This window comes from Paenibacillus sp. 1A_MP2 (assembly GCF_052244825.1).
GTDB classification, from domain to species: domain Bacteria; phylum Bacillota; class Bacilli; order Paenibacillales; family Paenibacillaceae; genus Paenibacillus; species Paenibacillus vandeheii.
Map to the genome: position 1 here is coordinate 3386589 of NZ_JBQQCS010000001.1, position 13227 is coordinate 3399815.

Below are 13227 nucleotides of genomic sequence, written 5' to 3' on the forward strand. Positions count from 1 at the left end.
ATAATAATTTTAACTATTAGGTCTCGTTCAGAACTTGGTTGGGCAAAGACTCCTTCGTCACTAACTTTGTGAAAAAATTCTCTTTATACATACAACATCGGAGGAGCGCTTTTTAAACCAATTCTGAACCAATGGCGTAGCCGCCCAATCCTGATATTGAAAGTAGTTCAAGGGCTGACTGACCTAATGATTAAAAGCATCAAATCATTGCAAAAATCGAACAGAGTTTGAAAGGAGGCAGTAAAGAATGGCAATTGATACGGTGATGTGGAGCAAGCTGGTGACAGGCATGACGCTAGGGTTCCACGTTATTTTTGCGACACTTGGAGTCGGTGTGCCCCTAATGATCGCTATTGCAGAGTTCATGGGGATCCGTAAAAAAGATCCTCACTACACACTAATGGCGAAGAGGTGGTCACGAGGGTTTGTCATTTCTGTGGCGGTAGGTGTTGTGACCGGCACAGCGATATCACTGCAACTGGCCCTGGTATGGCCGAATTTTATGAAATTGGCGGGGAACGTCATTGCACTTCCGCTATTTATGGAAGTGTTCGCGTTCTTTTTTGAAGCGATCTTCCTGGGCATTTATTTGTATACGTGGGATCGATTCAAAAATCCGTACATTCACTGGCTGCTGACGATTCCGATTGTTGCCGGGGCAGGTATGTCTGCCGTCTTTATTACGACGGTGAACGGCTTCATGAACCAGCCTGGGGGCTTTGTCATGGAGGCAGGCCAATTCACAGCGGTTGACCCAATACAGGCGATGCTGAATACGGCGACGTTTTCCAAGGTGTTCCATGTATTAAGCTCGGCCTATTTGACAGGAGCTGCCCTGTTAGCCGGAATTGCAGCCTTTGCAATGCTGAGAAAAGGGGTATCCGCATACCACAAAAAAGCCTTGAACCTCATGATGGCGGTGGTGCTGCTGTTTGGCGTGCTGAACACGTTAGCTGGAGATGTGTCCGCCAAGTTCTTGGCAGAGCATCAGCCGGAGAAGCTAGCAGCGGCAGAGTGGCATTTTGAGACGGAAAGCGGCGCGGATTTGATTTTATTAGGCTGGCTGAATGCAGAGCATGAAATTATAGGAGCTCTTCACCTGCCGAAACTGCTCAGCTTCCTGGCCTTTAGTGACTTTAATGCCGAGGTAACCGGACTGGAGGAGTTTCCGAAGGACGAATGGCCGCCGCTGCTCGTTCACTACTTGTTTGATTTGATGGCTGGAATCGGATTTACTCTGCTGGCGATCTCGGTTCTGTATTTCCTGTTTGTGTTCTGGAAAAAGCGCAATGAACTGAACAAGTGGCTGCTTGGAATCATAGCCCTGGGCGCGCCAATGGCTTTTCTCGGGGTTGAGCTGGGCTGGTTCTATGCTGAACTTGGACGACAGCCGTGGATTATTCGAGGATATATGCGTGTAGAGGAAGCCGCCACTTCATCACCCAACATAAGAATGATCTTTTTCTTCTTCCTGCTTCTCTACATCGTTCTGGGAGTCATGTGTGTTCTCGTGCTAAGACGTTTGTTCAACAATAATCCGGCAGAAGTCGAGATGGAGAAATGGATGAGGGAAAAGGAGAAGAGCAATCCGACTACAGAAAAGGGTGAAAATGCATGATGAGTTACGAGCTGATTGGCATCTCGGTGCTCTGGCTGTTCTTGTATGGCTATTTAATTGTAGCCTCCATTGATTTCGGGGCGGGCTTCTTTGCCTTTTATGCACGCTTGACGAAACAGGATCACCTGATTAATCGTCTGATCTCCCGTTATTTATCCCCGGTATGGGAGATTACGAATGTATTTTTTGTTTTTTTCTATATTGGCATCGTTGGATTCTTTCCGGACACGGCATATTATTACGGATCAGCACTGCTCGTACCGGGAAGCATTGCGGTCATTTTGCTCGCCATTCGTGGTTCGTTTTATGCCTTTGAGAACTATGGCTCCAAAACTAATATCGTGTATCTGTTTCTATACGGGGCGTCAGGTCTGCTTATTCCTGCTTCGTTGTCAGTAGCGCTAACACTGTCTGAAGGCGGCTTTATCGTGAAGGAGGGTTCGACGGTTTCTCTGGATTTCTGGACGCTGTTTACCAATCCGTTATCATGGAGCATCGTTGGACTGGCGATTGTGTCCGTCTTGTTCATAAGCAGCTCATTTCTGGCCTTTTATGCATCTCGGGCAGAGGATCACTCTGCGTTGAAGCTGGTACGGAACTATGCCCTGTTCTGGAGTACACCGACGATTATTATCGCACTGACTGCATTTATATATTTGGGGCAGCACAATGAGCGACATTTTCAAAATATGATGGATTTATGGTGGCTGCTTGCGCTTTCCGTTGCATTTTTCATGATTGCGATGTGGCTGTTATACAACGGACGCCGTTACGGATTAGCGTTTATATGTATCATGCTGCAATTTTTCTGTGCCTTTTTCGCTTACGGAATTGGTCAATATCCTTATATCCTTGATCCGTACATTACAATTCAAAACAGCGTCACCTCACCAGCGATGGGCTTTGCACTGGTTGTTGTGTTTATCGGTGGCATGTGTATGTTGATTCCTTCCCTGCTCCTGGTCTTCAGACTGTTTCTGTTTGATGCGGACTATGTAAAGGGAAAAAAATAGAGTGAATTTATTTATGCAAAGTGAGGGAGTAGCCTGCCTCATAGGTTCATAGAAAGGAGGAGCGTTTGCATGAAGAGGAAAACAAGTCTGCTTGCTCAACAAATGTCTGGCCAGCGAAAACGTCTCGTGCTCATGGCTCTTATTTCACTCGCACTCGGTATAGCCATTGTGAGTCAGGCCGCACTGCTTGCTGAAGCAGTTCAACGGATTTTCGTGGAGAAAGCTTCCCTCTCGTCGGTCGTCATGCTGCTCGGGTTACTTTTAGCTGCCATGGTCGTACGTACAGGGTTGTCTTATGGGAACGGGAAGGTTGGTTTGCATATGGCTGCCAGTGCCAAGACGAATATGCGGGCAGCCGTGCTGCAACATTTGACCCATGCGTCGATGCCATCAACCCTTCGTGGGCAAACAGGGGAAAGGTCAGCGTTGCTCTAGATGCTGTGGATGAGGCTGACAGTTATTTCAGTCTGTATATGCCGCGTATGATGGAGGCTGCCATCATTCCGATTCTGATTTTAATTGTAACGTTTATGCAGCATGCCAATTCAGGCTTCATTATGCTGTTTACGGCCCCGTTTATTCCCTTGTTCATGATTTTGGTGGGACTAAAAACGAAAAACAAATCAGAGGAAAAATATGCGCAGCTGGCCGAGTTCTCCGGTACATTCCTGGATTCTCTTCAAGGGCTGGTTACGTTGAAGATATTCGGACGGGCACATCGCCAGCAGAAGAAAATTGAACGCAGCAGTCTGGATTATCGTGATGCCACGATGGGCATTTTGCGGATTGCGTTTACAAATACCTTTATGCTGGAATCGATCGTCATGTTAAGTATCGGTATCGTTGCTCTCGAACTGGCAATCCAGCTGCTTGTATTCAAATCGATGTCGTTCCACACCGCGTTTCTCGTGTTGCTGCTCGTTCCCGAGTTTTACAGTTTGTTGAAAAATACGGGAACCGCCTTTCATAGCGGGCGAACAAGTATGGGAGCGGTTCGTAAGGTAGAGCAGATGCTCGAGACAACGGCTGGAGAGAGCAAGTCGGTAGATGGAAAAGGAGGATTAGGTACATCCGATGGAATCGACGAGGTCGACAGCATGAATCGGATGGAAAGGGAGAACGGGATAGGTACATTGCAAATGGACATTTTCAATGACAGTTCCATGCCACCATCCATGACATTAAACCATCTCCGATTTCGATACGCGCTAGAATCATTTGAGCTTGAAACTGGGCGGGTCCAGCTTGATCCGGGAGAACATATTGCCATTGTCGGCAAAAGCGGCTCAGGGAAAACGACGTTACTTCATCTCATTGTGGGTTTGCTGAAACCAGCATCAGGAGAGGTTCTGGTCAATGGACAACCGCTATCCAAGTATGATGAGGCTGCATGGTTCGAACAGGTCAGCTACATTACACAGCATCCGTATATTTTTGCAGGTACATTTGCGGAGAACATTGCGATTGGTGCGGGTCGGAACGTCTCCAGGACTGAAATTGAGCAGGCGGCAGAAGATGCGGGGCTTGCCGAAGTGGCTGCACAATTGGAGCAGGGCTTTGATACCTTGGTTGGTGAAGGTGGCCGAGGTCTGTCTGGTGGGGAAAAACAGCGGCTTGCCTTGGCACGTGCTTTTTTGAAGCGGCCTTCCATCATATTGTTTGATGAACCCACGGTGGGTCTGGATCTGCACACAGAGCAGATCCTGCAACGCTCCATTGCCGCATTGGCAAAGAGGGCGACGATGATTACGGTGGCTCATCGGCTATATACCATTCAACATGCCGACCGCATATTGTTTATGGACCACGGTGTGTTAGTGGATACGGGACGCCATGAAGAGTCTCTGAAGCGACTACCCGCGTATGCGGAGATGATTGATGTTCAACGAAAAGGGGGCTTAGCATGAATGAGCTAGCGATTTTATCCAAAGCATTGATTCAGGAGCGAAAGGATATTATCCTTTCGATTCTAGCTGGGTTTATTGCCGGAATAGCAGGAGTGGCCCTCTTTTCCGCGAGTGGGTATATGATTTCGCAAACGGTCTTTGCTCCACCGCTCTACACCTTAATTGTACTCACCTCAATGGTCAAGCTGCTTGGCCTGCTTCGGGCTGCGAGTCGTTACGGGGAGCGCTTGTATTCCCACAGGGCAACGTTCTCCATGCTTAGCCGTTTGCGTGCATCCTTCTTTGCCCGACTCATTCCTTTAACGCCGGGTATATTGAACAAAAAGCGAAGCGGGGATCTGCTTGCCCGAATCGTTGGGGATGTGGAGAGTCTACAGCATTATTTTTTACGTGTTGCTTATCCACCGATCATTGTGGTCATGGTCTTCTTGGCTACGGTGTTGTTTACTTCAGCCTTTTCATTCTGGATTGCGGGTCTGTTTGTATTAGGCATGCTCACAACGGCATTGGTTGTACCGGGAGTGGTTTTGCTTGGGCAGCGGAAAATACATGGACGTGTTCGCGAGCAACGGGCGCTGCTTTCCACGGAAGTCACCGAAGTATTGTATGGATTTCGGGATTTGAAAGTGTACGGACAACTGGCACAGCGGGAGCAACAGCTTCAGCAGGCTTCTACGGCGTTGACGGTTCAGCAGCAGCGGGCTGCCGGACACTTGCTGCGCGGGCAATCCATGCACACATTGGTTACGTTTCTTATTTCGTGGGGCGTGCTGACGCTTGGAGCCTATCTTATTATTGACGGAGCGCTAGCTGGCGTGTTTCTTGCAATGCTGGTTATGGCCTCACTAACCGTTTTCGAAGAAGCTGCAGCAATGGCTACATTACCCTATTATAAGCAGGATAGCGAGCATGCTGCGAAAAGACTGACGGAAACCATACAGACCTCTGATGTACAGTCTGAGTCTGCGCAGCCCGACGGCGCGTTATCTGGTAATCAGGCGGTATCGCTTGAGCTCTCCAGTGTTACGTTTCAATACGAAGGGGAGTGGAGACCGGCACTAAAGGACATTTCGCTGCATATTTTACCGGGCTCCAAAACGGCAATTGTCGGACCGAGCGGATCAGGAAAATCAACGATTATTGAATTACTGCTTAAACTGCGAACACCCACGACCGGGGAGATCCGTTTAAACGACATTTCGGTGAATGAACTGGATGAGACAAGCATTTGGCAATCGGCTAATGTCGTGCTGCAGCAAAGTCATTTCTTCCGGGGAACGATCCGGGATAACCTGCTGTTGAATGATGAAGAACATTCGGATGAACAACTGGTAGATGTGTTGGAAAAAGTACAGCTACCCAATACATCTTTAACGGATGTAGTCTATGAAAAGGGGAAAACCTGTCGGACGGCGAGAAGCAGCGGCTGGCTCTGGCACGGGCGATGCTTCGCAAGGGACGGTTGTGGCTTCTCGACGAACCTACTTCCTCACTGGATTATGTTACAGAAGAACGTGTGATGAAACACCTCTATGCACAAGCGGCAGAGGATACGCTTCTAATGATCTGTCATCGCCTTACGGGTCTGGAAGAGATGGATCGGATTGTGGTCATGGAAGAGGGAAGGGTAGTGGAGGCCGGCCCCTATGCGGAGTTAATGGAGCGAAAAGGCTATTTTTATGAAATGAAGATGATTGAGCGGCAAATGATCGGAGTATCTGGAGTGTAAAGAGCAAGATATGCACTGATGCAAATGAAAGAGTGTACTTCATCGCAGATTTAACATTCGCCATACAAAAAAATACACTCGCACACGTTTACACTGTTATCACATCGTACGTGTGCGGTTATCCCAGAGCTGCCGGTCGCCGTAGACGTTGTATAGCAGAGAAAACCTGTTGTGGGATACGAGTAGAACGCGAGTTCCAAAATGATGAAATAAATAATTTTTAGTGATCACTTGATTTTTTTTAATGTATCTGATATCGTAAGACCTGTGATTTTGGAAAGCAGATATATCAACATAAATCAGGTCTTTCCAGCAGATAATTTTTGACCACTTCCCCAAAAGGAAGTTAAGGCCATACGGACAGCCGGGTCAAACGCCGATTGGCAACTTATGTTGCCTTATTGATTGAGTTAAAAGCTCAAATTTTATAAGTTGGTTACTTTACAACCAGTGCACCTGCACATCAACTTGTGAAACGGTCAATAAGAGTGGTAAAGGCGAATTATTTGCTATATAGACTCTGATCTGATATTGATATACATGAAGAAGCTTTCCGCTGGAGGAGTTCTTTTGAACTTTTTTAGTTATGGAGACTTTGCGTCTTTTTTATGATGTATATCGACAAGCAAGTGTGATGATGCGCGATTGTGGCATTTTTCACCTTGCTTTTTTTGTTGCTTCAAAACGGGCGAAAAGTGAAAAATGAGAAAAATAATAAAGTTAATTTTTAAAAAAATTCATATTGGGTTAGGAGAATGGAAAATGGGAAAAGCACTAATCATCGGCGCCGGCGGCGTAGCTTCAGTAGCAGTTCATAAATGCGTTCAAAACAGCGAAGTATTCGAGGAAATCTGCATCGCAAGTCGCACGAAATCCAAATGTGACGACCTTAAAGCCAAGCTGGACGGCGGTAAAACAAAAATTACAACAGCTCAAGTGGATGCTGACAACGTTGACGAACTGATTGCCCTCATCAACGAAGTTAAACCGGATATCGTCATGAACCTGGCATTGCCTTACCAAGACCTGACAATCATGGATGCTTGCCTTGCAACGAAAACAAATTACATGGATACAGCTAACTATGAGCCGGAAGATACGGCGAAATTTGAATACAAATGGCAATGGGATTACAAAGAGCGTTTTGAAAAAGCCGGAATTACAGCTCTGCTCGGCAGTGGATTTGACCCAGGTGTTACGGGTGTATTCTCTGCTTATGCGCTGAAGCATTACTTTGACGAAATTGAGTATATTGACATTCTGGACTGCAACGGCGGGGATCACGGCTATCCGTTCGCAACCAACTTCAACCCTGAAATCAACATCCGCGAAGTTTCGGCTAACGGAAGATATTGGGAAAAAGGCGAATGGATCGAAACTCAACCAATGGAAATTAAACGTGTCTATGACTTCAAAGAAGTTGGCGAGAAAGACATGTACCTGCTTTATCATGAAGAACTGGAGTCCCTGGCTAAAAACATGCCTGGTCTGAAACGTATCCGTTTCTTCATGACATTTGGTCAAAGCTACCTTACGCACTTGAAAGCCCTTGAAAATGTGGGCATGACATCGATCGAACCGATCGAGTACGAAGGCAAACAAATCATTCCGCTGCAATTCCTGAAGGCGGTACTGCCAGATCCGGCGTCCCTTGGACCACGTACTGTGGGCAAAACGAACATCGGCTGCATTTTCAAAGGTAAAAAAGACGGCCAAGACAAAACGTACTACGTGTACAACATCTGTGATCACCAAGAATGCTACAAAGAAGTCGGTTCCCAAGCTATTTCTTACACAACAGGCGTTCCAGCTATGATTGGTGCAGCAATGGTGATGACTGGCAAATGGAACAAACCAGGCGTATACAACGTTGAAGAGTTCAACCCGGATCCATTCATGGAAGAGTTGAACAAATGGGGTCTCCCATGGGTTGAAGATTTCAATCCGGTACTCGTTGACGAACTGCCAGAAGAAGCCAAAGAATCGGAGCTCGTTCGTTAAGATGCGGTTTGAGCAATTACCGACGCCATGCTTTGTTGTTGATGAGGGACTAATCGAGAAAAATCTCAAAATCCTGAACGGTGTCATGCAACGTACAGGAGCCAAAATCGTGCTGGCTCAAAAAGCATTTTCCATGACCACAATGTATCCGCTCATTGGAGAATACCTGAGCGGTGCAACGGCAAGCGGGCTGTATGAAGCCCGCCTCGGTCATGAGGAGATGGGCAAAGAGAACCATGTCTTCGCCCCAGCCTATCGTGAAGATGAGATCGATGAAATCCTTTCGATTTCCGATCATATTATTTTCAATTCATTCTCCCAACTGGAGAAATTTAAGGGCAAGGCACTTCAGGCTGGACGCAAAGTGGGCCTGCGTATTAACCCTGAATGCTCGACACAGGAGGGGCATGAGATTTACGACCCATGTGCTCCTGGTTCCCGTTTTGGTGCCAAACAAGAGGATTTCCGCGCAGAGCTGCTGGAAGGTGTCTCTGGACTGCATTTCCATACATTGTGCCAGCAAAATTCAGACGATCTGGAAACGACGCTGAATGCGGTAGAAGAGAAGTTTGGACAATGGCTGCCACAAATGGAATGGATCAACTTCGGCGGTGGTCATCACATCACACGCGAAGATTACGACATTCCAAGACTGGAAGCTTGCATCAAACGCATGCAGGAGAAATATGGCCTGGAAGTATATCTGGAGCCGGGCGAAGCAGTTGCTCTAAACGCGGGCTTCCTGGTCACTTCTGTGCTCGATTTCCACAAGAACGGTATGGACATTGCCATTTTGGATACCTCGGCCACATGTCACATGCCGGACGTGCTGGAAATGCCGTATCGCCCGCCGCTTATCGGTTCGGGAGAAGCGGGAGAAAAACCACACCTGTATCGTTTGGGTGGGCAAACTTGCCTGTCGGGTGATGTAATCGGCGATTATTCATTTGACCAACCACTCAAAACAGGTGACAGATTGGTATTTGAGGATATGGCGATCTACTCCATGGTCAAAACCAATACATTTAACGGCATGCCGTTGCCAGCCATTGCCGTGAAAAGAAAAGATGGCGATTGCGAAGTGGTTCGCGAGTTTGGCTATCAGGACTTCAAAATGAGACTGGCTTAATACTTTTTACAGATATAGCAAGAGCAAAAGGGAACCTGATCACAGGTTCCCTTTTGACGTTTAACATAGGATGGGTTAACGGCTATGTTTATGATTATTCGTTGGGTTTCGAGGCTGCTCTCGTTGCATACGGAAAGATCGGTTCTTTCAATTCAAATTCATAGGTTAATCCATTTACAATACCGACGACGCTTTCGCTGTCATATAATTCAAGCAAAAATCCAGCCATTTGTTCTGCTGTATGGAATTTGGGAACACGGCCCTCATATTCGAACTGGTCTATATCAAAAGATCGTTTTGCAAATTCCGTTTCCGTTGCAGCAGGCGCGAGTACTTTTGCTTGCATTGCTGCATGATTGCCTTTTAATTCTTGTGCAAGTCCTTCCGTAAAGGCACTTACATAGAACTTTGTTGCACAGTAGGTTACTGCATCCGCCACGATCGTATATCCACCACCAGAAGAAATGTTAATGAGCTGTGTGCCCTCTACCTCTGCATAATCACGTACATACAGGGAAGAAAGAATGGTTAATGCTTCTATATTCAGATGAAGCATCTGTTCGATTTTAGGTAGATGTTGTTCACCAACCGAAGCAAAATTTCCGAATCCTGCGTTGTTAATCCATGTTTCGATAGAGTAATGATGGAGACTTTCGTAGAATGCATGGACATTGGCAGCGATGGACAGATCCACCATGCGAATGACGATGTCCAGCTCAGGATCAATTTCAATTACTTTCGATTTTAACTTCTCCAGTTCGTCGCTTCTGCGTGCAGCCAGGATCAAATGTTTGCCGCGAGCCGCAAAAGCCAAAGCTGCTTCATAGCCAATGCCCGAACTGGCACCGGTAATCACTGTATATTTCATGGATATTCCTCCTGGATTTCAGTTCATTATTTATTGTGATATGACTACGTGTTGATTATACTGATTAGAGCTTACTCTAAGTCAAGCGGAATATAGAAGGAGGATCACCATGCATACAATCGGTGAAGTGGCTGAACTACTCGGTATCAGTGCCCACACATTGCGTTATTATGAGAAGGAGCAGATTATCATACCGCTCCGTGATACTAGTGGAGATAGACGATACAACGAATCGCATCTGAAATGGTTGCATTTTGTAATCAAACTAAAAGAGACTCAAATGCCCATCGCTATCATCAAAAAGTACGCATCCTTATTTCAGGAAGGTGAGCATACGGCTGCAGAGCGTTTAAAGTTGCTGGAAGAGCACAAAGAGGCGATTCAACAGCAGATGCACACACTTCAGTTAGCAGATCAGATGCTGGAGAATAAAATTACGGCATATCGAGTATTAATCGGGAAATAATGTAATCTGATCGAGGAACGAGCAGAGCGAATTCAGTGGTTGCATATATGACGATCTATTGCCAAAATAGTGAATTTTGTTATAGACTATTTTTTATGTTTGTTCATCAAGGGGAAAAGGAATGAATCAAAGGAACGTGCAAAAGTCTAACAAGCTGAAAATCATCTCCAAAGTATTGCTGATTATGATCGGGGCTTTTATTACCTCATATGGTCTGGAAGCCATATTAATTCCAAATAATGTATCAGACGGTGGTGTGACAGGTCTGAGTATCGTAGGCTCACAACTGTTTGGTTTACCGTTAGGGATGCTGATTGGTATTATCAATATTCCATTTGTCTGGTTAGGTTATAAACAGATCGGTAAAAGCTTCGCTATTTATTCCATCATCGGTATTGCCTCGTTAGCCGTGGGTACAAGCCTTATGCACCATGTACCTACGATTATTCAAGGGGATACGTTGTTAATTACCGTCGTGGGTGGTATTATCATCGGTTTTGGTATGGGTTTGGCGTTGCGTAATGGTGGGGCATTGGATGGAATAGATATGTTGGCTGTCCTGCTTTCACGGAAATTACCTTTTGGAACGAGTGATTTAATCTTATTCCTGAACATGTTTGTCTTTATTGTTGTTTCAACCGTATTTGGTCTTCAAGGGGCGATTCTGTCCGCACTTGCTTATTACATTGCTTCCAAAGTGATTCATATTGTTGAAGAAGGTTTGAGCGGATCCAAAACCTTTAAAATTATCACAAATCAACCTGAGATCATGGTCGAAACGATTCGCGACCGTTTAGGTCGTGGAGCAACCTATACCGATGCTTACGGGGGTTACTCCAATGAACAATTCAAAGAAATCACTTGTGTAATCAACCGTATGGAAGAAAGCAAGATCAAGGATATCATTCACGAAATTGATCCCAATGCTTTTGTTGTAGTTTATGATGTAGCCGAAGTGAAGGGTGGCAATTTCAAAAAGAAAGATATTCACTAATCCCTAAATATACATAGAAGTCGCTAATATAGCGGCTTTTTTGTTTTGGGAATAGAAGCTATTGTCTCAAGCCGAATCAATAACTTCTACTCCCTGTGGAGTTCTTCATTCCTTGGCAATCCGTAACTGTATTTCCGTCAGAAATTGCTCGGTAATGATCGTATCTCGATTATCAATTTCATAAATTTCAAACGGATCTCCCATTAAACGGAACCCATTTTCGTTGGCATATGCAACGACCTCAAGCATTTTTTCATGACTTTGACGGTAGTTACCCCGATAAAATAATGACAGATAATCGCCAGCTGGCAGGAAATAATCATATTCGATTTTTCCAGAATCGTCAGGACTAAAGATAAAGAAAACGGAGTTGAAAACATCCCGTACACCATGCTTTAATTCCTCAAGTGAGACGGATGCACCGTACAATTGGTTGCCGAAGTCGGGAATGTGACTATTATGCTTTTGATGCAGTTTTTTAATGGCATAATCCATCTCCTCGTCCCGCGTTATACGTGTATTGAGCTGCAGACAAGGCCGATCAGGATACGTTTTGATAGAGTAAACCCCCGTCTGAATGCTGCTTGCGTCAGTCAACACCTTGATTCTGCCCTGGATAATACGCTGCGTAGTTTCGAGCTTGGCGATTTGTTCCTTAATCAGCTCCTGTTCCGTGAATAACAATTCAAGCGTATTTTCGACACTTTGCTGATCCAAATACGCTTTGATCTGTTGCATAGTGAAATCCAACTGACGCAGGTCCCGGATGATATTCAGTTTATACATATCCTGGAGGCTGTACAGCCGATACCCGTTTCCGTCTCGCCGGGGCTGCAGCAGCCCTAATTTTTCGTAATAGCGAAGTGCGTCAACACCTATTCCGTAAAGCTTAGAAATCTCATTGATTTTATAATCATTTTTCATCGTTTTATCCTCATTTGCACTTAGCTATTATATGTGTGCGCGTAAGTTGGAGGCGCGCCATACACTTCCTTATACAGCAATTTTCTAACCATTTCAAATTGTGTCGAGGTCAACTTTGCCGGATAACTCATGATCTGTAATGACAAGTTTTGCTGCCTTACAGCACGAAGAGGTGGTTGAACATAAGAATGATCTCCCAGGTAGAATCCCAGGCGCTCATAAAATCCGATCCTTCTCCGCTTCAGCTCGTCTTCTGGCAATTCGACTTCCAATATAACCGGCTTGGCGGACTGCTTCATGAAACGCTCCATTAAGCGCTTGCCTATGCCGCCTCCACGAATGTTCGGGGAAACAGCGACATGCTCGACGTATCTGAACGACTCGAACTCCCAGCCTGCGAGAAAGCCAATCACTTCATTATGCTCATTCTCTTCTGTGAGAAGGTGATAGCATGAATTGGACAGCAGCTTCTTCTGTTCTGAATATTCCCGATATTCAGCTTCGGGAAACGACTGCTTCATAATTTCAAACACTTGGTCAAACTGTTTTTGCAACATCAACTGAACCACTCCTAATTT

The 13227-nt window shown here is 45.7% G+C and carries 9 protein-coding genes and 2 pseudogenes; 8 read left to right on the plus strand and 3 right to left on the minus strand.

Translation table 11 applies throughout. The annotated features are described in order from the left end of the window. Window positions 1-247 precede the first annotated feature (247 nt). The 6 genes and pseudogenes from ACTWJ7_RS16590 to nspC all read left to right on the plus strand — a co-directional run bounded on the left by ACTWJ7_RS16590 (window position 248) and on the right by nspC (window position 9397). Window positions 248-1618 carry a cytochrome ubiquinol oxidase subunit I gene (locus tag ACTWJ7_RS16590; RefSeq protein ID WP_301877276.1) on the plus strand — a complete coding sequence of 457 codons (1371 nt, stop codon included), beginning with the start codon at window positions 248-250 and terminating at the stop codon, window positions 1616-1618. Further along, window positions 1615-2631: a cytochrome d ubiquinol oxidase subunit II gene (locus tag ACTWJ7_RS16595; protein ID WP_301877275.1), complete on the plus strand. Its 1017-nt coding sequence runs from the start codon at window positions 1615-1617 to the stop codon at window positions 2629-2631. Before ACTWJ7_RS16590 ends, ACTWJ7_RS16595 begins: the two co-directional genes overlap by 4 nt. Window positions 2632-2700: 69 nt before the next feature. Beyond that, window positions 2701-4538, plus strand: a pseudogene (gene cydD, locus ACTWJ7_RS16600) (thiol reductant ABC exporter subunit CydD). Next, window positions 4535-6267, plus strand: a pseudogene (gene cydC, locus ACTWJ7_RS16605) (thiol reductant ABC exporter subunit CydC). Before cydD ends, cydC begins: the two co-directional pseudogenes overlap by 4 nt. A 762-nt stretch (window positions 6268-7029) precedes the next feature. Further along, window positions 7030-8268, plus strand: coding sequence for a saccharopine dehydrogenase family protein (locus ACTWJ7_RS16610; RefSeq protein ID WP_094936163.1), 1239 nt, complete (start codon window positions 7030-7032; stop codon window positions 8266-8268). Window position 8269: 1 nt separating this feature from the next. Continuing rightward, complete coding sequence (gene nspC / locus ACTWJ7_RS16615) at window positions 8270-9397, plus strand: carboxynorspermidine decarboxylase (RefSeq protein ID WP_079349174.1); 1128 nt, start codon at window positions 8270-8272, stop codon at window positions 9395-9397. Window positions 9398-9491: 94 nt separating this feature from the next. Here the strand turns inward: nspC and ACTWJ7_RS16620 are convergent, their stop codons facing one another. Further along, window positions 9492-10265 carry an SDR family NAD(P)-dependent oxidoreductase gene (locus ACTWJ7_RS16620; protein ID WP_301877271.1) on the minus strand — a complete coding sequence of 258 codons (774 nt, stop codon included), beginning with the start codon at window positions 10263-10265 and terminating at the stop codon, window positions 9492-9494. A 109-nt stretch (window positions 10266-10374) separates the two neighbouring features. On the opposite strand from ACTWJ7_RS16620, the gene ACTWJ7_RS16625 reads away from it, so the two are divergent. Both ACTWJ7_RS16625 and ACTWJ7_RS16630 read left to right on the plus strand, forming a co-directional pair. Further along, window positions 10375-10731 carry a MerR family transcriptional regulator gene (locus tag ACTWJ7_RS16625; protein ID WP_301877270.1) on the plus strand — a complete coding sequence of 119 codons (357 nt, stop codon included), beginning with the start codon at window positions 10375-10377 and terminating at the stop codon, window positions 10729-10731. A 121-nt stretch (window positions 10732-10852) separates the two neighbouring features. Continuing rightward, window positions 10853-11725: a YitT family protein gene (locus ACTWJ7_RS16630; RefSeq protein ID WP_079349171.1), complete on the plus strand. Its 873-nt coding sequence runs from the start codon at window positions 10853-10855 to the stop codon at window positions 11723-11725. A 105-nt stretch (window positions 11726-11830) separates the two neighbouring features. Here the strand turns inward: ACTWJ7_RS16630 and ACTWJ7_RS16635 are convergent, their stop codons facing one another. Continuing rightward, window positions 11831-12649, minus strand: a complete 819-nt coding sequence (locus tag ACTWJ7_RS16635) for a MerR family transcriptional regulator (RefSeq protein ID WP_301877269.1) — start codon at window positions 12647-12649, stop codon at window positions 11831-11833. A gap of 20 nt (window positions 12650-12669) precedes the next feature. Continuing rightward, window positions 12670-13206 (minus strand): GNAT family N-acetyltransferase, encoded by a 537-nt coding sequence (locus ACTWJ7_RS16640; RefSeq protein WP_301877268.1) that lies wholly within the window; start codon window positions 13204-13206, stop codon window positions 12670-12672. Between the last annotated feature and the right edge of the window lie 21 nt (window positions 13207-13227).

What these genes read in the sequence shown, in the direction of transcription:
- ACTWJ7_RS16590 (WP_301877276.1), top strand. Translation starts at nt 248, where the DNA reads ATGGCAATTGATACGGTGATGTGGAGCAAGCTGGTGACAGGCATGACG.
- ACTWJ7_RS16595 (WP_301877275.1), top strand. Translation starts at nt 1,615, where the DNA reads ATGATGAGTTACGAGCTGATTGGCATCTCGGTGCTCTGGCTGTTCTTG.
- ACTWJ7_RS16610 (WP_094936163.1), top strand. Translation starts at nt 7,030, where the DNA reads ATGGGAAAAGCACTAATCATCGGCGCCGGCGGCGTAGCTTCAGTAGCA.
- nspC (WP_079349174.1), top strand. Translation starts at nt 8,270, where the DNA reads ATGCGGTTTGAGCAATTACCGACGCCATGCTTTGTTGTTGATGAGGGA.
- ACTWJ7_RS16620 (WP_301877271.1), bottom strand. Translation starts at nt 10,265, where the DNA reads ATGAAATATACAGTGATTACCGGTGCCAGTTCGGGCATTGGCTATGAA.
- ACTWJ7_RS16625 (WP_301877270.1), top strand. Translation starts at nt 10,375, where the DNA reads ATGCATACAATCGGTGAAGTGGCTGAACTACTCGGTATCAGTGCCCAC.
- ACTWJ7_RS16630 (WP_079349171.1), top strand. Translation starts at nt 10,853, where the DNA reads ATGAATCAAAGGAACGTGCAAAAGTCTAACAAGCTGAAAATCATCTCC.
- ACTWJ7_RS16635 (WP_301877269.1), bottom strand. Translation starts at nt 12,649, where the DNA reads ATGAAAAATGATTATAAAATCAATGAGATTTCTAAGCTTTACGGAATA.
- ACTWJ7_RS16640 (WP_301877268.1), bottom strand. Translation starts at nt 13,206, where the DNA reads ATGTTGCAAAAACAGTTTGACCAAGTGTTTGAAATTATGAAGCAGTCG.